Source organism: Ketobacter alkanivorans (assembly GCF_002863865.1).
Lineage (GTDB): Bacteria > Pseudomonadota > Gammaproteobacteria > Pseudomonadales > Ketobacteraceae > Ketobacter > Ketobacter alkanivorans.
The window spans coordinates 973,697-993,060 of the sequence record NZ_CP022684.1 but is presented as its reverse complement, the minus strand read 5'-3'; the positions used below and the strand labels follow the sequence as shown (position 1 = coordinate 993,060).

Genomic DNA, 19,364 nt, shown 5'->3' with positions numbered 1-19,364 from the left:
AGGGATGATAAAAAACTAGCATGGTGTTTCCTTCTCGTGACAACTCTAGGTTTGCTGAGGGTGATTATGCCCAGTTTCGCCAATATCTTGAGAAGGCTTGCGGCATACTGTTGGGAGATAACAAGAATTATCTGATCGACAGTCGATTACGCAAGCTTCTGAAAGAACAGAAAATTGAGTCCCTTGCGGAATTGGTGCGTAAAATCGACGGCGTGAGTGCAAGGCATTTGCGCCAGGAAGTGATTGACGCCATGACCACCAACGAGACGTTATGGTTCCGTGATCGCCATCCTTTTACCTATCTTCAAGATTCACTTCTACCTGAATTAGCTAAAGCCCCTGGTGAAATCGCCATATGGTGTGCAGCCTGTTCCACAGGCCAAGAGCCGTACTCCATCTCGATTTGTGTGGAAGAAATCAAGCGTCGACACATGAGCCTTGCCAACAAGCAGATCAGAATTCTAGCTACAGACATATCAGCACGGGTGCTGGATCAAGCCAAAAAAGGAATCTATGAGCCGCTTGCCCTTAAGCGTGGCATGCCCGATGACAGACTCAAGCAGCATTTTAAGCCGCTGTCCGATGGCAGCTGGGAGATCGACCCCGCAATCAGGAAGCGTATTGATTTCCGCCCGATTAATCTTAAAGAGAACTTTGTGACGATCGGGAAGTTTGACGTGGTTTTTTGTCGCAATGTTCTGATTTATTTCTCGAGTGAGCTGCAACAACAGATTATTACCAACATTCATCGGGTGCTTAAACCCGGTGGCACGCTTTTTCTGGGTGGCTCTGAAACGCCCAAAGGCCTGAACGATTTATTCGACATTCAGTACTACACCCCAGGTGTGGCGTACATCAAAAAGTAGAGTTTTGCCGCTTTCGGTAATCCTTTGCCGCATTGCCTTGATAAAATCCCTCCGTTAAACGCTAACCCTATGATTTATAAGAGCTGATCGACTCTGGCACAAGGGTTGCTTTGTACTGTGTATCTACTTCCGCATTGCCAGTTTTATGGCATGTGACGACAGAACGAGAGTGATACATGGCGATCAGTATCGATAAACACATTGGGTTGTACCAGCATGCACTTGAGCTGCGCTCTCAGCGCGCCAATGTTTTGGCAAACAACATAGCCAACGCCGATACCCCGGGTTACAAAGCGCGGGATATTGATTTTCAGCAGATGCTGAAAGTGCGCATGGGGGAGACCGCGGATATTGTCCCGGTTGAATCAACCAGCGCCAACCACTTTATTGCAATACCTCAGGCGGACACCATAACCGGGTTGAAGTATCGAAACCCAACCCAGCCTGCGATAGATGGCAACACCGTGGACGCGCAAGCGGAAAAAACCGAATTTGCGCGTAACACCATGGAGTATCAAGCGGCCTTTGAATTTCTCAATGGCAAAGTCAAATCCCTGATGTCAGCTATTCGAGGAGATTAATTATGTCGCTACTAAATGTATTTGATATCGCTGGCAGTGGCATGAGTGCCCAAACTGTACGAATGAATACGGTGAGTTCCAATATTGCGAATGCCGAGAGCGTGAGTAGCAATACAGATCAAACTTACCGAGCCAGGGAGCCGATATTCAAAGCCCAACTGCAGGCGGCGATGTCGGGTCAGCCTTTCGATTTTTCGGCCAAACAACTGGATATGGGCGGCGGCGTACAGGTTCAAGGTATCGTAGAAAGTGATGCGCCTTTGCAAATGCGTTATGAGCCTCATCACCCAATGGCGGATGATAACGGGTATGTGTCGTATCCCAATGTAAATGTCGTGGAAGAAATGGCCAATATGATCAGCGCCTCACGCGCGTTTCAAACTAACGTAGATGTGATGAGTTCTGCAAAAACGATGATGCAGCAAGTGTTGAGCTTAGGCCGGTAACGGGGGGAGGATAAATCATGGCTATTAACAGCGTTGAAGCTAACAGTGTTCTGAATGATCTCTCTATTCGCAATAAACCAGAAAGTGAGAAGTCGGCCTCCCAGTCGGATAAGGACATGTTCATGCGCCTTCTGTTGGCGCAAATAGAAAACCAGGATCCACTTAAACCAACAGATCAAACCGATTTTGTAGCGCAATTGGCACAGTTCAGCTCGTTAGAAGGTATTCAGAATCTAAGTAACAGCGTGCAGGATATCGGCGCCATGTACCGATCCAGCCAGGCCTTACAGGCTACTGCTCTGGTGGGGCGGGAAGTGTTAGTGCCGGGTCAGGTTGGGTATCTGGAGCAGGGCAGTGAGATCAGCGGCATGATTGAGGCCAACCAAGCATCCGGCGACGTTATGATGGTCATTAAAGATGCTGCCGGCCAGGTTGTGGCAAATCGAGATCTGGGAAATATAGGCAGCGCTGAAACACCGTTTAGCTGGGATGGAACCAATAATCTAGGTGAGGATCTGCCCGCTGGCCTCTACTCAATATCTATTGAGGGCACGATGTCCGGTGAGAATGAAGCTTTGATAACCAGTATGTATAGCCGGGTTAACAGTGTCAGTATCGTCGATAATCAAGGCGGTATGCTGTTAAACCTGAATGGTGTGGGTCAGATTAATTCAAGTGAAATTCAAGAAGTACGATGATAGCAGGAGAAGGTCATGGGTTTTAATATTGCGTTAAGTGGACTGAATGCTGCGCAAGCGCAACTGGATGTTACCAGTAATAATATTGCTAACGTAGAAACGACAGGTTTTAAAGGTTCAAGAACCGCGTTTGGCGATATTTATGCGAACTCTGCGTTTGGCAACAGTGATACTGCGGTGGGTAATGGTGTGTTGTTGCAGCAGGTTCAACAGCTATTTGATCAAGGCAATCTCAATTTTACATCTCAAGCTTTGGATCTGGCAATCAGCGGTGAGGGATTCTTTGTACTGTCTCCGGATCAAATAAGTCAGGAGCGTGTTTACACGCGGGCCGGAAATTTTGGTGTTGATGAAAATGGATTTGTTGTGAATGCATCAAACCAGTATTTACAGGTGTTTCCGGTAAATGATGATGGTTCGGTAACGGCAACAGCTCTGTCCAGTACCACGCCTCTGCAATTGCCCGATACAGCGGGTGCGCCCCAGGCGACGGCTGAAGTGGAGATCGGTGTAAACCTGCCTGCCAATGCTACCAACTTGAACGTTGACGTGTTTGATCCGACCGACTCCAACACCTATTCCGCGTCTACATCTATCACTTTATACGATAGCCTGGGGGATTCGCACATAGCAACTGCGTATTTTGTTAAAGAGCCCAACTTGGGAACAAGTGGCCAGCAAAATACGTGGGGTGTTTTCTTGACGGTTACTGATGACACTGGTGGTGTAAACACCCTGGATGTTTATGATGGATTGGGTGGCGCTATCAGTTCGGAGGTTAACGCGAATGGTGTAGGCTATGGTGTTCTGGCTTTTGACTCACAGGGTGTGTTTCAAGGAACCGATCCTGGCGGCGGTATATTTACGGATCAATTTTCGTTTTTAACCAACGGTGCCGATACCACGCAGCAAGTATATTTTGATTTTGCCGGTAATCCACCAACACAATTTGCGTCGCCTTTCTCGGTTTCGGCGTTATCACAGGACGGTTTTACAATCGGCCGTCTTACCGGTTTGAGTGTGGATGACCAAGGTGTTATTCAGGCCACCTATTCAAATGGACAGACAACCGCCGTTGGCAAGGTTGCGTTGGCACGATTTTCTAATCCGCAGGGTATGCTGCAAATTGGTAACACTACTTGGCGCTCGTCTACAGCATCGGGAGAACCTATTCCTGGGGAGGCGGGCACTTCAAGTTTTGGTCTAATACAGTCTGGTGCTCTGGAAACATCCAATATAGATCTCACCGAAGAGCTGGTGACGTTAATAACGTCGCAAAGAAACTTTCAGGCCAATGCCAAGTCTATAGAAACCTCCAATGCAGTGACGCAGACAATCATTCAGATAAGGTAATAAAACCAGGCAAAAAAGATCCCTGCATAGCAGGGATTTTTTTTGCCTGAAAACTGGCAAGCGAATTGCACTTTTACTCAGTGAGACTTAATTCGATGAATTATTGACGGTGCAGGAATCGCTATGGACAAGTTCTTATACATCTCCATGACAGGTGCAAAGGAGGCTTTGGATGCCCAAAGCCTGCGAGCCAACAATTTGGCGAATGTATCTACCGCTGGCTTCAAAGCTGATTTTCACCAATACCGCTCGATGTCCGTGTTTGGTGAGCACCACCCATCCAGAGCTTACGCAATGAACGAGCGGCCCGGAACTGATACAGGTGCGGGATCTTATATGGAAACAGCCAGAGATCTGGATGTGGCGATAAAAGGTGATGGCTGGTTTGCAGTTCAGTTGCAGGATGGATCGGAGGCATACACACGAGCGGGTGACCTCAAGCGGGATGTAAGTGGGGCGGTTACGACAGGAACAGGATTGCCCGTTTTGGGCGATGGAGGCCCGATCGTACTGCCCGAATACGACAAGCTGGTAGTAGGGGTCGACGGAACGCTTTCTATAACAGGTCTAGGAGAGGATCCGCTATCTCTAACGCAGATCGCTCGTTTAAAACTGGTCAAACCGGATCAGCAGCAGATGGTGAAAGGGGATGATGGCTTGTTTCGTATGAAGGATGGCTCTGAACTCGAGTCTGATCCAGATGTGCAGGTTATCAATGGCATGTTGGAAGGATCAAACGTGAATCCTGTTAATGAGATGACGGCCATCATATCTCATGCTCGTCTTTTCGAAATGAATGTGAAGATGATGCAGGCCGCCAAAGAAATGGATGAGGCCTCGGCACGGATCCTGCAGAACTAATTACAACGACAGATAAATGTCATAGGAAAAGAATTAACGGCAATTTTTTTCCTCAACAAGGTTAAGCATTGCCAGCTTTATCGGAGTACAAGACATGCATTCAGCTCTTTGGGTAAGTAAAAGCGGATTAAGCGCACAGGATACTAAGTTAAAAACGATATCCAATAACCTTGCAAACGTGAGTACTACGGGTTTCAAGCGTGATCGCGCGGTGTTTCAGGATCTGCTGTATCAAATTAATCGACAACCTGGAGGTCAGTCCTCACAGAATACTGAATTGCCATCGGGGCTTCAGTTGGGTACTGGTGTACGCATGGTAGCAACTCAAAAAGAGTTCACCATGGGAAACATCGAGGTAACTGATCAGGGCCTTGATATGGCAATTAATGGTCGAGGATTTTTTCAAATTCTCATGCCAGATGGGTCGGTTAACTATACCCGTGATGGCAAGTTTCAAATTGATTCTACCGGTCAAGTGGTTACATCCGGCGGGTTTCCGCTTGAGCCTGGCCTGACTGTGCCTGAAGGTTTTCAGAATGTGACTATAGGCACCGATGGTGTTGTAACAGTATCAGATGCACAAACCGGGGATTCTACCCAAATAGGGAACGTTCAATTAGCAGACTTCATTAATCCATCGGGTTTAGAAGCGATGGGCAGTAACTTGTTTCGTGAAACAGTAGCCAGTGGTGCGCCCACGCAGGGTGAACCAGGTCAAAATGGATTGGGCCCCATTATTCAAGGTGCGCTGGAAAGCTCGAATGTGAATGTGGTGGAGGAGATGGTCAACATGATCGAGACCCAACGTGCCTATGAGATGAATTCAAAGGTGATATCTACAGTAGATCAGATGTTGCAGTTCGTTGGGCAACAACTGTAGTTGGTATAGGAGAGATATGATGAGTTCTTCGCGGCGAACAGATAGAGCAGTACGGGTATTTTGGGTGGTAGTTGCTCTATTCATGGCAGGGTGTGCATCGGCTCCCACGCCTCGCCCGGGAGATGCTCGGTATTCACCCGTTATGCCTGTATCACCGCCCCCGGGTCAAAGTGCGACCGGGTCAATTTATGCCAGTGGAGCGGGCATAAGCCTTTGGGAAGATAAACGTGCTCGCCGAATTGGCGACATTATCACCCTGTATCTTGAGGAGCGCACGGTTTCATCCAAGTCAAATAAGACCGCCATTGATAAGGATGACAAGCTCGATATGGGTGTTGAAACGCTGTTGGGAACCAACCCTTCTGGTCATTTGAATGGATCGAATCTGAATATGTCGATTCAGGCGGACAATACTCGTGAGTTTGAAGGTGACGCCAATTCAGATCAAAGCAATAGATTGCAAGGCCAGATTTCTGTAACGGTGGCAGATGTGCTGCCCAATGGCGTGCTAGTGGTTCGTGGTGAGAAATGGATGACGTTCTCACAAGGTGATGAGTTTATTCGGATCGAGGGAATGCTGCGTCCTTCTGATGTGTCTCCTGATAACACGGCGCTGTCAACTCGACTGGCAGATGCTCGTATTACATATAGTGCAACCGGTGCGTTGGCAGCTGCTCAGGAGCAGGGTTGGGCATCTAAATTCTTCGGCAGTACTTGGTGGCCGTTCTAAGCAGGAGCGCAAGATATGAGAGTAGTACTATCCATCATATTGATAATCAGTTTGCCGCAGTTTGCCTTCGCAGACAGGCTAAAAGATCTTACCGATGTGCAGGGTGTTCGCAGTAACCAACTAATTGGTTATGGCCTGGTTGTTGGCCTGGATGGAACCGGCGATAAGACCAACCAGACTCCCTTTACCGCGCAAACCTTTCGTAACATGATGGAACAGTTCGGTATCAGTGTTCCAGAAAATCTAACACCAAAGTTAAAAAATGTCGCAGCCGTATCCATTCACTCGGAGCTGCCTCCTTTTGCAAAGCCAGGGCAGCGTATTGATGTGACGGTTTCTTCGTTGGGCAATGCGTCCAGTCTACGCGGGGGCACGTTATTGATGACGCCTCTTAGAGGTGCCGATGGCAAAGTATATGGTTTGGCGCAAGGTGATCTGGTTGTCGGTGGGTTTGGTGCGCAAGGGGCTGATGGATCCAAGATAACGGTGAATGTTCCCAGCGTGGGCCGTATTCCAAATGGTGCCAGTGTAGAGGCAGCTGCTCCCAATCCATTTAATCAAGGCGATACCTTAACATTCAATTTGCGCCAAGCAGATTTCACCACGGCTAAAAGGGTCAGAGATGAGATCAATAGATTACTCGGCCCCGGCGTGGCACGTTCGATCGACGCCACTTCTATCGTGGTTACTGCGCCAAGAGATCCATCTCAACGCGTGACGTACCTATCAGTGCTTGAAAATTTGGAAATTAAACCAGCGGAACCTTCTGCCAAGGTGATTATAAACTCTCGCACCGGCACTATTGTAATCGGAAACAACGTAAAAGTGTCGCCGGCAGCGGTTACTCATGGAAATTTGACAGTAACCATTACCGAAGGAGTTGAGGTGACTCAACCCAACGCATTAGCGGGTGGGCGAACCGTTGCCGCGAATGAATCTCAGATTGATGTAAGCCAGGAAAAAAGCCATATGTTCAAGGTGGGTGATAGCGTCACCCTGGACGATATTGTCGCGGCGGTTAATAGGGTTGGCATGGCACCCGGTGACTTGATGGCAATTCTTGAAGCGCTTAAACAGGCTGGAGCGCTTAGAGCAGAGCTGATAGTGATCTGATCATGATAAAGTCGGCCAGCGATAGTTCACCTGACCTGTACCTGGATTTCTCTCAATTTAATCAGATGCGGAAGTTGAGCCGAGACGATAATGGTCAGGCTCTTATTGCCGCTGCCAAGCAGATGGAAGGCGTTTTCCTGAATATGATGCTGCAGAGCATGCGCGATGCTAATGCAATATTTTCAGAAGGAAATATGCTTGAATCCCGTGATAGTCAGTTTTACCAAGGTATGTATGACAAGCAGCTAGCCCTAAACATCAGTAATAATGGTGGAATTGGTTTGGCAGACGTCATTGTGCGCCAGATGTCAGCGGGCAAGGAAAAAAGTATCACAGAATCATCCACTGATATATCCCAATATCTTCAGCATCCGGTGCTGGCTCGACAACTTACTGAGAGCCGTCAAGTCACTGAAGATGAGTCTCCCGATTTACAGAATGTAGTGGCTGAGACTCCGCTCAAGACTGAATCCTCACCATCCCCTACCCAATCGAGTTGGAATTCTCCTGAAACGTTTATCGAAGCGATATACCCCCACGCCAGTCGTGCGGCGAGTCGTCTTGGTGTTTCCCCAGAGGCAATTATTGCTCAGGCTGTTTTAGAGACTGGATGGGGGCAACACGTAATGAGTGGGGCGGACAAACAGAGCTCATACAATCTGTTTGGGATCAAAGCCGATTCTCGTTGGGATGGCGGTGTTACAAGGAAAAACACTGTTGAATACCGGAATGGTATTGCCGCTCAAGAGAATGCCGCTTTCCGCTCTTATCGTTCTTTAGGTCAGGCATTTGATGATTACGTTGAGTTTCTTCATTCAAATAGCCGCTATGACTCTGCATTACAGAAAAAAACTGAAGCGAAACAATGGGGTTATGAACTTCAGCAATCAGGTTACGCTACAGACCCAAATTATGGCAACAAAATTGCAAACATTATGGATAGCGACGTTTTTAAGTCGGCGTTGCAATTGGCAAACAAGTAACCCGTAGTAAACAAGAACTTTTGAAAGCGGATAACACTAATGGCAGATCTTGCAGGCATAGCATTATCAGGTTTGAAAGCGAGTCAGACATCGCTTTCGACCACTAGCCATAATATTGTTAATGTCGATACCGATGGCTATAGCCGTCAAACAACTGGATTGGCCACACGGGTTCCGCAATCTTACGGGGGGTCATTTGTTGGCCAGGGCGTCGATATTAATAGCATCGCTCGAGTCAGCAATCAGTATGTTGTTGATCAATTGCGTCGTGACGTTTCCTCTTTTAACTCATTCGATTCTTACTACGAATATGCGGTTCGTGTGGATCAATTGCTTGGTGATGACTCAACCGCGATTACGCCATCTCTACAGTCATTCTTTGATGCGGTTCAGGATGTTTCAAACGATCCGGCATCGATCCCCAACAGGCAGGTACTTTTAAGCAGTGGCGAGGCGTTAGCAAATCGGTTCAATACAGTATATGAGCAGGTTTTTCAGGCTAACGAGACGCTTAATATTGAATTGGATGCTGTCACGTCAAAGATATCTCAGTTGGGCCAAAGTATTGCCTCATATAATCAAGCAATTCAGTCGGTGTATTCGAATAACACAGGTGAGCTTCCTAATGACTTGCTTGATCAGCGCGATGAAGCGGTTAAGCAGCTGGCTGAACTGATAGGCGTAGATGTTATACAGCAGTCCAACCTGAGCCTGAGTGTATTTGTGGGCAGCGGCCAGCCTTTGGTTATCGGCAATGAATCATTCTCGGTTCAAACGGTGTCTAATTCTACAGGATTGAACCGAAAAGATATCATTATTACAGATGGAACAAGCTCACAGAATATTACCGATTTTCTAAGCGGTGGCCGGCTGGGAGGATTGTTGTCAGTTAGAGAAGATCTGATTGATCCTGTTTTCAATGAACTGGGTCGGATGTCTCTGGCGGTTTCAGAGTCATTTAACGATCAGCATCAGCTCGGTATGGACTTGGATAATCAGCTAGGTGGATTATTCTTTGGCGATATAAATTTGCCTTCAGCCCAGTTTTCCCGGATTGCATCCAATGTGTCGAATGCGGGCACTGCATCAATATCCGTAACAATTGATGATACGAATCTTTTGACAACTCAAGATTATCGGTTGCGCTACGATGCAGGAACCGGTAACTACACGCTATTCAATGGTAACGGCACTACAAATTCTACGTTTGCTGATCCGGGTGCAGGCGGGACCTTCACTACTGCTGATGGGTTTACTCTGAATTTTATCTCCGGTGCGCCTGCGAATGGGGACAATTTTAGAGTGTTGCCAACCCGTCGTGGTGCGTCCGAGATGACGGTAGATATCACTGACGTACGACAAATAGCAGCGGCACTGCCTGTTTCGACCAATTTGCCTTCTGCGAATACAGGTGGTGGATTTGTGGAGCAGGTTGTTGTCTCTGATACCACTACTGTTGATTTTGCCACTGCTCCCTTTTCATTGACGCCTGCCTATCGTGTTGAATTCACGAGCGCTACATCTTATGACGTAGTCGATGCTGGTACTAATGCGGTTGTAGTTGGAGCCGTGGCATTCACTCCGGGCCAATCCAATGGTCTGTTAAGTCAGGCCGGGTTGTATCCGGCCTCTGGTTACGATGTCGTTTTCAATGGTAACCCTGGTACAAATGACGTTGTTGAGATCAGCTACAACAATGGTGGTGTTGCAGATAACCGTAACGCACTTCTGCTTGGGCAGCTAAGCGCAGAAAAAACTATAGCCGGTGGCACCGTCAGTTATCAGGGGGCCTACGCACAGCTGGTAAGCGGTGTGGGTACAAGAACCAACGACGCCGCCGTCAGTCAAGAAGCCGCAGAAACCATACTTACGCAATCACAAACCCAATGGGAGTCAATATCAGGAGTCAATCTTGACGAGGAAGCTGCGAATCTTATTCGGTTCCAGCAATCATACCAGGCATCTGCCAGAGTTATTCAGGTGTCCGGCGAACTGTTCGATACGATCATAAGTTCGCTGTGAGGATATTGACATGCCTATAAGAATTTCAACATCGCAGACGTTTTCCCAGGGCACGAACTCGATTCTCAACAATCAGTCCAAGGTGAGTCAGACCCAGCTACAGCTATCCAAAGGTACTCGAATTCTCAAGCCTTCAGATGACCCTATTGGTTCTGCCGTCGCTCTGGATCTGCAAAAGCAGATCGATAATGCCCTTCAGTATATATCCAATGGGCAAACTGCTGAGACTAAGCTCGCGATTGAAGAGTCGAGTTTGTCCAACGTAACCGACATCCTTCAGCGAATTAGAGAGCTTACTCTGCAGGCTGCCAATGCTACTCAGAATCAGGCAGATAGGGCAGCTATTACCGTTGAGATTAAACAAAGATTAGACGAGCTGGTGGGCCTTGGTAATAGCCAATTAGCCAATGGTGAGTATCTGTTTTCAGGGTTCAAATCAAATGTGAGGCCTTTCACTGCTGATGGTACCGGTAATATCTCGTACAACGGTGATCAGGGTGTATTGAATGTCAATGTTAATACTTCGGTCCGTGTAGAAAGTGGCAATAGTGGCGATGAAGTGTTTTTTGATATCAAAACTGGCAATGGTTCGTTTGTAGCGGCTGGTGATCCATCAAACCTTGGTACAGGTGTTATCAGTTCGGCGGTTCTGGAAGATCCGACTCTCTACGTTGGTGATGTATATACGATAGATTTCTCTTTGAATGGAAGTGGTGCACTCCAGTATCAGATTACAGGTGCTAATACTGGGCCGGTCTACGCTGCGCCGCTACCGCTATACGATGAAGACACTAGGGTGTCTTTTAATGGCATTAACTATTCGATCTCAGGCCTGCCTTCATCAGGTGATAGCTTCACTGTTGAGCCTAGCTTCCGGCAATCTGTTTTTGCCACCGTAAATCAAATCATAACGGCTCTTGAGATCCCCAATAGTACCTCAACATTGCAGGCGACGTTTCAGAATGCCTTAAATGTTGGCCTGCAAAATCTTGATCAAGCGATGACGCATATCGATGAAGTAAGAGCCAGCGTCGGTAGTCGCCTGAATGTTATTGAGAGCGAAAGTGAAATTAATGAAAGCCTCAAAGTGGAGGCCCAATCAGCACTTTCAGTTGTTAAGGATTTGGATTATGCAGAAGCAATAACAGAGTTAAATAAGCGTACGTTGGCATTGCAGGCTGCGCAACAAAGTTTTGTTAAGGTTCAGAATCTATCCCTTTTTGAATTCATATAGCGTGGTTTGCAGATGAGTACAGAGTTTTTATTACAGTATGGTCAATGGCGAGGAGGCTAGCATGATACAAAATTTTCATGCCACTGGTTTTAACAGACAAATTAATTGAGCCTTCCTCAAACCCTATTGAATAAAGGAAGGCGGAGTAGGAGATACTAAAATGCCACAAATTATTAATACGAATATTTCGTCTATCAACGCTCAGCGTAACTTAAACAAGTCTCAAGGCTCGTTGCAAACATCATTGCAGCGGCTTTCATCCGGGCTGCGCATAAACAGCGCGAAAGACGACGCCGCAGGGTTGGCGATATCTAATCGCTTTACTACCCAAGTTAGAGGCATGAACGTTGCGATCAGGAACGCCAATGATGGTATTTCTTTGGCGCAGACAACAGAAAGTGCTTTGGATGAGATCACGACCTCACTGCAGCGTATACGGGATCTTGCCGTACAGTCTGCAAACGATACCAACAGTCAGGCAGATCGTATTTCATTGCAAGCAGAGGTGGATCAGCTGATTGATGAGGTTGACCGTATAGCAACCACCACCACTTTCAATGGCCGTAATGTATTGGATGGTACCTTGTCGTCGTACTATTTTCAGATTGGTGCGAATGCCGGAGAAGGTGTTGAGGTGTCTGGTGTGGATGCCCGTATTAACTCTCTGGGATCACAGCCTGGTGTTGTTCAAAGTACAGCATCAAGCATTGCAGCGGCCGATGGCACCGTACTCACCGATTTTTATATCAATATAGGTGGCGGAGCCACTATTGATGCGGCAACACTAGCCAATGGCGGCCAGATTCAAGGCGCTTCCCTGGCAGCGCTGACAGATCCTAGCTCGGACTATTATGGTGATGGTATTGCGAAAAGCCTTTCTGCCAGAATCAACCAATTACGTGAAGACGGTGTTGAAGGCCTGGAAGGTGTTTATGCAACAGCACGAACCACCTATGATTATCTGGATACTGCGGCTTCTGCTGCGCCAGCCGACGCCTATATTGGCACTGGCTCACTGGCCAACGGTGATATAAATATCAATGGTGTGGATATCGGCCCGGTTACTTTCCTTGAGCGCGATGGCGATGGTGCGTTAACACAGGCGATTAACGCCAAATCCACGATAACCGGCGTGCATGCCAGTGTGGATGAGAATGGCCGCCTGGTACTTTCGGCAACTGATGGACGCGATGTGGTTGTTACCACACAGAATGGCGCCGGTGATTTACTCTATAACGGCGGTTCAGGTACAACGGTTGCAGATTTTACGGATGATTTTAAATCTGGAACCTTAACCATCTCAGCAAAAGATACTATTGCCTTGGGCGCGTATCAAACGGCTGATGATGATGACAACGTGCAAGCGGTAGGTACCATTGCAAACGCAGATATCACCAGCCTAGATGGGGCGAATCTGACCATGGACTCAGTGGACAGCGCATTGGCCCAGATCGATGGGTTCCGAGGAGAGCTTGGTGCAATACAGAACCGCTTTGAGTCCACTATTCGTAACCTATCAGCAGTAGCCGAGAGCTTGTCAGCTGCCAACAGCCGCATAAGGGATGCTGATTTTGCTGCAGAAACGGCCAATCTGTCTAAAAACCAGGTGCTGCAGCAAGCAGGTATATCCGTGCTAGCTCAGGCTAACGGATTGCCTCAGCAGGTACTTTCATTATTACAGGGCTAATACCTTTCCCCCTCTTTAATCTGATAAAGATAGAGAGGGGGACTTTGATGCGGTTGGGCAGTTTGATCTTGACTATAGTTGGCGGGAGGCGAATATTGTACCTACTCCAGCGTGTTAAAGATAAAGGGAAATTCTATGAGTGAGTTCAGATTGATTGTTAAAGATCAGAGAACAGTCAATAAATATTGGAGTCGCTTTAACGATAAGTCTATACAAACCATTCCCCATAACCCTATCTTTAATAGAAATTCCAATATTTTTACATTGGGCAGTTGCTTCGCAGTTGAGATCCGAGAAGCTCTCAAAGAACGCGGATTTTCGGTGTTTCCCAGGCTGGATGAATTGGAGTTGAATACTGATCGTTTTCGTATCGGTGGCCTGCCAGATCGGGAGAATTTCAACTATTACAATACATTCAGTATCGAGCAGGAGTTTGCCCGTGCTGTTGGTTTATGGCAGCAGCAGGATGATGATTACTGGCAAGTTGAAGATAATTGGTGGGGCGGTGACAAAGCCTTCCAAGATCCCTATCGGCGTTGCGTCTTCGGAAAGACGTTGGATGATGTTCGACATGCCACTCGATTGCTGGACAGTGTCGTTCATAATGGCATGAAAGCAGCGGACGGATTCCTCATTACCCTTGGCCTTATAGAGGTTTGGAAAATCAAACATAATCAAAGGGTAGCCTGTATGGAGCCTGGATATAACGAGGGTGGAGGGTTAGATGAGACAGAGTTTTACCTCAGCGATTTTGAAGAGAATGTGCGTAACCTTGAGCACATAGTTGAGCATATCGGGGTGTTAAATCCTAATGCAAACATAGTGTTTACAGTCTCGCCGGTGCCGTTGGGGAGGACGTTTACAGATAATGATGTCTATGTTGCCAATATGGAAAGCAAGTCATTGTTGCGCACGGCAGCAGCTCAGGTGTGTCGGCGTCATAACCATGTCCATTATTTTCAAAGTTATGATATATGCAATGCCATCAAGAATCCCTTCATTGAAGACGGCCGTCACGTTCAACCTGATGTAGTCAAAATGATCGTTAACGGGTTTATCTCCTCCTTTTTCTCTGCTTAGGCCTCCGCGCCGTAATTTATCCTCCAATTCATGCTTTCTTCCTAAAGTGGCTGTGTTTTCTGCCGACAGATACCTTGTTGGCAGGGTTCCCTATAGTGTTTGCCCGTAGTTAGGGTATAAAAAATCGATATTTAGGAACCATATGATTTAAAGAATTATCTTAAGTTGTTTGAATCATGGCCGATAAATTAGGTGAGAACGCATTAAGTAGCACGGCCTCATGGAGGCTAACTAGAATCTACCCCCTAAATATGGGGTCGTGTTGATAAGAGAGCAGGAGACACACAATGCCACAAATCATTAATACAAACATTTCGTCTATCAATGCGCAGCGAAATCTGAACAAATCGCAGGGCTCATTGCAGACTTCATTGCAACGTTTGTCTTCTGGTCTGCGTATTAACGGCGCCAAAGACGACGCTGCTGGATTGGCTATTTCCAACCGTTTTACGACTCAGATCCGCGGTTTGAATATCGCGGTTCGAAACGCAAATGACGGTATTTCGTTTGCACAGACCTCAGAAAGTGCCTTGGATGAGATCACAACCTCTCTCCAGCGTATTCGAGATCTGGCGGTACAGTCTGCTAACGCCACAAACAGTGCGCAAGACCGTATATCGCTGCAAGAGGAAGTAAATCAGCTGGTTTCGGAAATAGATCGTATTTCAGAAACCACTACCTTTAACGGTAACAAAGTAGCTGACGGCTCCATTAAGTCACTTAGTTTCCAGATCGGTGCTAATGCTGGCGAAACTGTACAAGTTAGCGGTGTTGATGCCAGAACCAGTCAATTGGGTAGCCAGCCAGGTGTAGTTCAGACCACTGCATCCAGTATTTCTGGTGTGGGCGTTGATGCTGGCGGTACAGTTGCAAGTGGTTTTACCATTACTCTGGGTACAACAGTCGGCGGCGGCACTTTATCAGTAGGCGTGCTGAGTTCATCGGTAGGTGATTATCCAGATCTGCAGTTGAGCTACGCTGCTGCATCACTAACTGATACCTCGTTAGATGATTATGGTTCCGGTAAGGCGAAAGATCTGGCAGAGCGAATTAACACGCTGCGTGAAGATGGCGTTGAAAATATGGATGGTATCTACGCAACAGCGAAGACTACCTACGATTATTCAGATGCTGCCTCGGCAGTTGGCGCAAGTATCGATGCCAGCGAAGCGTACGTTGGGGCAGGCTCCCTCGATAATGGCGGTTTGAATATTAACGGCGTTGATATTGGACCCGTAAACTTCCAGGAGCGTGACGCAGATGGATCTTTGACCAAGGCGATCAACGCGAAATCCGATCTTACCGGCGTAAAAGCCAGCATTGGTGACAATGGAGAGCTGATACTGACCGCCGAAGATGGTCGAGATGTCGTGGTTAACGTGGGCGAAGCGGATGATGTCGAGACGTTATTCTACGGTGGAGGAGCAAGCTCCCTAGGTGGTGCGACCCTTACTGATGATCAGAAAGTGGGATCTATAACGATCACTGCCAATGATTCGATTATCTTGGGTGACGCAGCTGGTGGTTCTACCTTCCAGACCGATGAAGATGTGAGCAACGTTCAGGCTACAGGTACTCTTGCCAATGCTGATATCACAACGGTTGAAACAGCTAACCGTACGATTCAGACAGTGGATAGTGCTCTTGGGCAGATCGACTCCTTCCGGGCAGGGTTAGGTGCGATTCAGAACCGATTTGAATCAACCATACGTAACTTGTCGGCGGTATCAGAGTCGCTCGCTGCAGCAAATAGTCGAATTAAAGACGCGGACTTTGCGGCAGAGACGGCGAACTTGTCGAAAAACCAGGTGTTGCAACAAGCCGGTATCTCGGTGCTGGCGCAAGCTAATGCTTTACCGCAGCAAGCGCTATCCTTGCTGGGGTAACCCCCAGCAAGGCCAGGTGAGCAACAACGTCATTAGCTTGGCGCGGGGCCCGAGGTTAAAACCTTGGGCGCCCGCATTTGTTGTTTAGGTGGTATTTATGATAAACGACAGACCAGTAAATCTTAACCTCAACCCGGGAACTAGTTCGGCGGGCGGGGTCGCTTCGCCCAAAGCACCAGATCCCAAAGGTAAAGAGGTTGTGGAGCCGAAACAGGATTCTGTGCCGACTCCAAAAGATGACTCGCTTAAGGTTAAGGCGCCAGAGGCCGAAAAGAATACAGTATCGGAAGCTGCTATTGCCAAGGCGCGTAACGAAGAAGTTAAGGAAAAGGTTAATCAGGCGATTCCTAAGGTTCGGGAGTTGATGAATAAAAATCAACGCAGCCTTGATTTTCGTGTCGCTGAAGAGGAAAACAGGATCATCGTTACGGTGATCGACAAGGAAACCGACAAGGTAATCAGGCAGATACCTCCAGAGGATTTGCTTGATCTGGCTAACTCAATTGATCAGGGTGCTGATGGCATTAGAGAGGGCTCAATAATTAATTCTAAAGCCTGAGCCGGTAACTATATCAATCGGGTATTAAAGAGAATTGATGCCGAGCCGATACTATACTTGTAGGGTTACATAACCTGATCAAGTAGGTATATATGTGAGCATGGTGGTATGGTTTTTGCGTGACTTCAGTCAAGTAAAGATCCCAATCGCATATCGCGATCATACTTCACATCTCGCAACACGAGGTTAGCATGGCTTCCATCACTGCAGCGGGTACAGGCTCAGGCCTGGACATAGAAACCATTATCGAGACACTCACTAATGCTGAGCGAATTCCGACGCAGACTCGGCTCGATACCCGTGAAATTGAAATCCAGGCAGAAATCTCCGCATATGGATCCCTCAAAAGTTCTTTGAAAGATTTTCAATCGGCACTTTCTGGCCTATCCACTGTGAAAGGACTTGCCGCCCGATCTGCCAATTCATCAGATGAGGCGACTTTTACAGCCACAGCCAGCAGTGGTGCAGCGGTGGGTTCCACCAATATTCAGGTAATGCAGTTAGCATCTAACCACAAACTGGTTAGTAATGCTGATTTCACCGGCCTCGATGAGGCGGTTGGTGCGGGCACGCTCAGCATAGCCGTCGGTGGCAATAGTTTTAGCGTCAACATTGTAGCCGGCGACAACAACACCCTGGGTGATATCCGTGATGCAATCAATGATGCGGCAGACAACCCAGGTGTTACTGCCAGCATACTAACTATCAGCGACGGCATGGGTGGAAGTGTTTCAAAGTTGGTTTTGACCTCTGATGAGACTGGTGCGGCAAATGGCATCACCGTCACGGTTACTGATGATGTTGACGGAATGGATACCGATAATGTGGGTCTGTCCCGTTTGATTAATGCCAACATGACCGAGAAAAGTGAGGCCTTGGATGCCGAGATATTGATAGATGGAGAGTACTCGGTCACCAGCTCAACAAATGTATTTCAGGACGCTATTCAGGGCGTAACGATTACTGCCAATGCTGCCAATCCCGGTGTTGACGAAACTCTCACTGTTGCGCTGGATAAATCACTGATCACGGAACGTCTACAGAAGTTTGTGGATGAATTCAATCTGTTGAGCGATACCCTGAACTACTTGACTGATTATGACGTTCAGGCCAATGAAGCCGGTTTGCTGACCGGTGATTTTGCCGCTAGAACTATAGAGACTCAGATACGTAGAGCAATAGGCAGTGCCTTGGAAGGGGCCGCTAGCAGCTACTCATCTCTCGCTTCCATCGGTATTACCACGCAGCGTGATGGCTCTTTGGCGTTGAATAGCGACAAACTAACAGGTGCCTTGAATTCCAATTTTGATGATGTAGCAGAGTTATTGGCCGGAGATGGCGGCATTTTCAAAGGCCTTGATGATCGGCTGGATTCTTTTCTTAGCAGCGGAGGCGTGCTGGCCAGTAGAACGGCAACTTTTCAGAATCAATTAAAGGATATCGATGAGCAAAGGGTGAAACTTAACCTGCGTATTGAATCCTATGAAAAAAGAATTCGGCTTCAGTATACCAATCTTGACATTCTGGTGGGGCAGCTGCAAAGCACAGGCGATTTTGTTACCCAGCAGTTGGATGTGATCAAGAAAGGTCTGACGCGTGACTAATAAACGGTTGAGATAACGGGTTGTTGCTATGAACATGAAGAAAGGTGCGCAACAGTACGCACAAATGAACAAGCAAACCGGCATTGAAGGTGCAAACCCTCATCAGTTGATCGGTATGCTGTACCAAGGGGCTCTGGACAGCTTGCAGCAGGCACTGGGCTGTATTGACCGAAAGGACTTTGAAGGCAGAGGCCGTCACTTGGGGCGAGTGATCACCATTCTTGGCGGATTACAGAGTTTTCTGGATCATGAGAAGGGCGGAGATATTTCAAAAAACCTTGATAACCTTTATGAGTATATGACCGTGCGCTTGTACGATGCATCCAGGGAAAAGACCAGAGAGCCGGTTGAAGAGGTCATAAAGCTGATGCGCGAAGTTAAAGATGGGTGGGATGGCATAGCCCAACAAGCTCAAGAGATATTCTCTGAACAGAACCAGACAGTTAACGGGTGATGTATGTTGATCCCTCAAATTGTAAAGTACACTGAAGAATTAGAGCTGGCCCTGGATGATGGCGATTTGGAGTCGATACGGGTGATCAGTCAGGATTGTGATCGTTTTCTGCGAAAAAGCTTACCGTTGCCGGATCGACACGGTGAAGATCTGGCTCAGCTTGCGGACGATATGGATCTGCTGCTTGTCAGTTATCGTCGGGCTATTGAGCTGGTCGAGAAAGCCAAAGTGGAGGCAGGCAGTCAGTTACAAACACTGGGGCGCAATAGTGTCAGCACGCATAAGTACCTTGATATAGCTCGAAATATGGGTGCCTGATCAGGCATC

General features: G+C 47.6%; 19 protein-coding genes and 1 pseudogene. All 20 read left to right on the top strand.

Annotation, left to right across the window (positions count from 1 at the left end):
- The first annotated feature begins 20 nt into the window (after positions 1-20).
- Complete coding sequence (locus Kalk_RS04120; RefSeq protein WP_101892995.1) at positions 21-866, top strand: CheR family methyltransferase; 846 nt, start codon at positions 21-23, stop codon at positions 864-866.
- Positions 867-1,042: 176 nt separating this feature from the next.
- The gene (flgB, locus tag Kalk_RS04115) at positions 1,043-1,447 is read left to right on the top strand and encodes a flagellar basal body rod protein FlgB (RefSeq protein WP_101892994.1); all 405 of its coding nucleotides are present in this window, start codon (positions 1,043-1,045) and stop codon (positions 1,445-1,447) included.
- Positions 1,448-1,449: 2 nt separating this feature from the next.
- Positions 1,450-1,893 carry a flagellar basal body rod protein FlgC gene (flgC, locus tag Kalk_RS04110; RefSeq protein ID WP_101892993.1) on the top strand — a complete coding sequence of 148 codons (444 nt, stop codon included), beginning with the start codon at positions 1,450-1,452 and terminating at the stop codon, positions 1,891-1,893.
- Positions 1,894-1,910: 17 nt separating this feature from the next.
- Positions 1,911-2,591: a flagellar hook assembly protein FlgD gene (locus Kalk_RS04105; RefSeq protein WP_101892992.1), complete on the top strand. Its 681-nt coding sequence runs from the start codon at positions 1,911-1,913 to the stop codon at positions 2,589-2,591.
- A gap of 15 nt (positions 2,592-2,606) precedes the next feature.
- Positions 2,607-3,944: a flagellar hook protein FlgE gene (gene flgE, locus Kalk_RS04100; RefSeq protein ID WP_101892991.1), complete on the top strand. Its 1,338-nt coding sequence runs from the start codon at positions 2,607-2,609 to the stop codon at positions 3,942-3,944.
- Positions 3,945-4,067: 123 nt separating this feature from the next.
- The gene (locus tag Kalk_RS04095) at positions 4,068-4,805 is read left to right on the top strand and encodes a flagellar basal body rod protein FlgF (RefSeq protein WP_101892990.1); all 738 of its coding nucleotides are present in this window, start codon (positions 4,068-4,070) and stop codon (positions 4,803-4,805) included.
- 94 nt (positions 4,806-4,899) lie between these two features.
- A complete protein-coding gene (gene flgG, locus Kalk_RS04090) occupies positions 4,900-5,685 on the top strand; it encodes a flagellar basal-body rod protein FlgG (protein WP_101892989.1) in 786 nt (261 codons plus the stop codon).
- Between the two features lie 16 nt (positions 5,686-5,701).
- The gene (gene flgH, locus Kalk_RS04085) at positions 5,702-6,415 is read left to right on the top strand and encodes a flagellar basal body L-ring protein FlgH (protein WP_101892988.1); all 714 of its coding nucleotides are present in this window, start codon (positions 5,702-5,704) and stop codon (positions 6,413-6,415) included.
- A gap of 15 nt (positions 6,416-6,430) precedes the next feature.
- A complete protein-coding gene (locus Kalk_RS04080; protein WP_101892987.1) occupies positions 6,431-7,528 on the top strand; it encodes a flagellar basal body P-ring protein FlgI in 1,098 nt (365 codons plus the stop codon).
- A 2-nt stretch (positions 7,529-7,530) separates the two neighbouring features.
- On the top strand, positions 7,531-8,511 hold the full coding sequence (gene flgJ / locus Kalk_RS04075) for a flagellar assembly peptidoglycan hydrolase FlgJ (RefSeq protein WP_101892986.1): 981 nt from the start codon (positions 7,531-7,533) through the stop codon (positions 8,509-8,511).
- A gap of 39 nt (positions 8,512-8,550) precedes the next feature.
- Positions 8,551-10,533, top strand: a complete 1,983-nt coding sequence (flgK, locus tag Kalk_RS04070; RefSeq protein WP_101892985.1) for a flagellar hook-associated protein FlgK — start codon at positions 8,551-8,553, stop codon at positions 10,531-10,533.
- 10 nt (positions 10,534-10,543) lie between these two features.
- Positions 10,544-11,767, top strand: a complete 1,224-nt coding sequence (gene flgL / locus Kalk_RS04065; RefSeq protein ID WP_101892984.1) for a flagellar hook-associated protein FlgL — start codon at positions 10,544-10,546, stop codon at positions 11,765-11,767.
- A 160-nt stretch (positions 11,768-11,927) separates the two neighbouring features.
- Positions 11,928-13,454: a flagellin gene (locus Kalk_RS04060; protein WP_101892983.1), complete on the top strand. Its 1,527-nt coding sequence runs from the start codon at positions 11,928-11,930 to the stop codon at positions 13,452-13,454.
- 135 nt (positions 13,455-13,589) lie between these two features.
- The gene (locus Kalk_RS04055) at positions 13,590-14,534 is read left to right on the top strand and encodes a GSCFA domain-containing protein (RefSeq protein WP_101892982.1); all 945 of its coding nucleotides are present in this window, start codon (positions 13,590-13,592) and stop codon (positions 14,532-14,534) included.
- 287 nt (positions 14,535-14,821) lie between these two features.
- Positions 14,822-15,877 (top strand): annotated as a pseudogene (locus tag Kalk_RS21650) (flagellin N-terminal helical domain-containing protein); the annotation flags it as partial.
- Between the two features lie 27 nt (positions 15,878-15,904).
- A complete protein-coding gene (locus tag Kalk_RS21745) occupies positions 15,905-16,420 on the top strand; it encodes a flagellin (RefSeq protein ID WP_267892450.1) in 516 nt (171 codons plus the stop codon).
- A 97-nt stretch (positions 16,421-16,517) separates the two neighbouring features.
- A complete protein-coding gene (locus Kalk_RS04045) occupies positions 16,518-16,979 on the top strand; it encodes a flagellar protein FlaG (protein ID WP_101892980.1) in 462 nt (153 codons plus the stop codon).
- A 191-nt stretch (positions 16,980-17,170) separates the two neighbouring features.
- Positions 17,171-18,583: a flagellar filament capping protein FliD gene (fliD, locus tag Kalk_RS04040; protein WP_101892979.1), complete on the top strand. Its 1,413-nt coding sequence runs from the start codon at positions 17,171-17,173 to the stop codon at positions 18,581-18,583.
- 28 nt (positions 18,584-18,611) lie between these two features.
- Positions 18,612-19,037 carry a flagellar export chaperone FliS gene (gene fliS / locus Kalk_RS04035; protein WP_101892978.1) on the top strand — a complete coding sequence of 142 codons (426 nt, stop codon included), beginning with the start codon at positions 18,612-18,614 and terminating at the stop codon, positions 19,035-19,037.
- A gap of 3 nt (positions 19,038-19,040) precedes the next feature.
- Positions 19,041-19,355 carry a hypothetical protein gene (locus Kalk_RS04030; protein ID WP_101892977.1) on the top strand — a complete coding sequence of 105 codons (315 nt, stop codon included), beginning with the start codon at positions 19,041-19,043 and terminating at the stop codon, positions 19,353-19,355.
- Positions 19,356-19,364: the final 9 nt, after the last annotated feature.

Bases quoted from the DNA above. Each gene is read 5' to 3' on its own strand.
- flgJ (WP_101892986.1), top strand. From the start codon at position 7,531: ATGATAAAGTCGGCCAGCGATAGTTCACCTGACCTGTACCTGGATTTC.
- flgK (WP_101892985.1), top strand. From the start codon at position 8,551: ATGGCAGATCTTGCAGGCATAGCATTATCAGGTTTGAAAGCGAGTCAG.
- flgE (WP_101892991.1), top strand. From the start codon at position 2,607: ATGGGTTTTAATATTGCGTTAAGTGGACTGAATGCTGCGCAAGCGCAA.
- Kalk_RS04060 (WP_101892983.1), top strand. From the start codon at position 11,928: ATGCCACAAATTATTAATACGAATATTTCGTCTATCAACGCTCAGCGT.
- Kalk_RS04030 (WP_101892977.1), top strand. From the start codon at position 19,041: ATGTTGATCCCTCAAATTGTAAAGTACACTGAAGAATTAGAGCTGGCC.
- Kalk_RS04105 (WP_101892992.1), top strand. From the start codon at position 1,911: ATGGCTATTAACAGCGTTGAAGCTAACAGTGTTCTGAATGATCTCTCT.
- Kalk_RS04045 (WP_101892980.1), top strand. From the start codon at position 16,518: ATGATAAACGACAGACCAGTAAATCTTAACCTCAACCCGGGAACTAGT.
- Kalk_RS04055 (WP_101892982.1), top strand. From the start codon at position 13,590: ATGAGTGAGTTCAGATTGATTGTTAAAGATCAGAGAACAGTCAATAAA.
- Kalk_RS04095 (WP_101892990.1), top strand. From the start codon at position 4,068: ATGGACAAGTTCTTATACATCTCCATGACAGGTGCAAAGGAGGCTTTG.
- flgC (WP_101892993.1), top strand. From the start codon at position 1,450: ATGTCGCTACTAAATGTATTTGATATCGCTGGCAGTGGCATGAGTGCC.
- flgH (WP_101892988.1), top strand. From the start codon at position 5,702: ATGATGAGTTCTTCGCGGCGAACAGATAGAGCAGTACGGGTATTTTGG.
- Kalk_RS04080 (WP_101892987.1), top strand. From the start codon at position 6,431: ATGAGAGTAGTACTATCCATCATATTGATAATCAGTTTGCCGCAGTTT.
- fliS (WP_101892978.1), top strand. From the start codon at position 18,612: ATGAACATGAAGAAAGGTGCGCAACAGTACGCACAAATGAACAAGCAA.
- flgB (WP_101892994.1), top strand. From the start codon at position 1,043: ATGGCGATCAGTATCGATAAACACATTGGGTTGTACCAGCATGCACTT.
- Kalk_RS04120 (WP_101892995.1), top strand. From the start codon at position 21: ATGGTGTTTCCTTCTCGTGACAACTCTAGGTTTGCTGAGGGTGATTAT.
- flgG (WP_101892989.1), top strand. From the start codon at position 4,900: ATGCATTCAGCTCTTTGGGTAAGTAAAAGCGGATTAAGCGCACAGGAT.
- flgL (WP_101892984.1), top strand. From the start codon at position 10,544: ATGCCTATAAGAATTTCAACATCGCAGACGTTTTCCCAGGGCACGAAC.
- fliD (WP_101892979.1), top strand. From the start codon at position 17,171: ATGGCTTCCATCACTGCAGCGGGTACAGGCTCAGGCCTGGACATAGAA.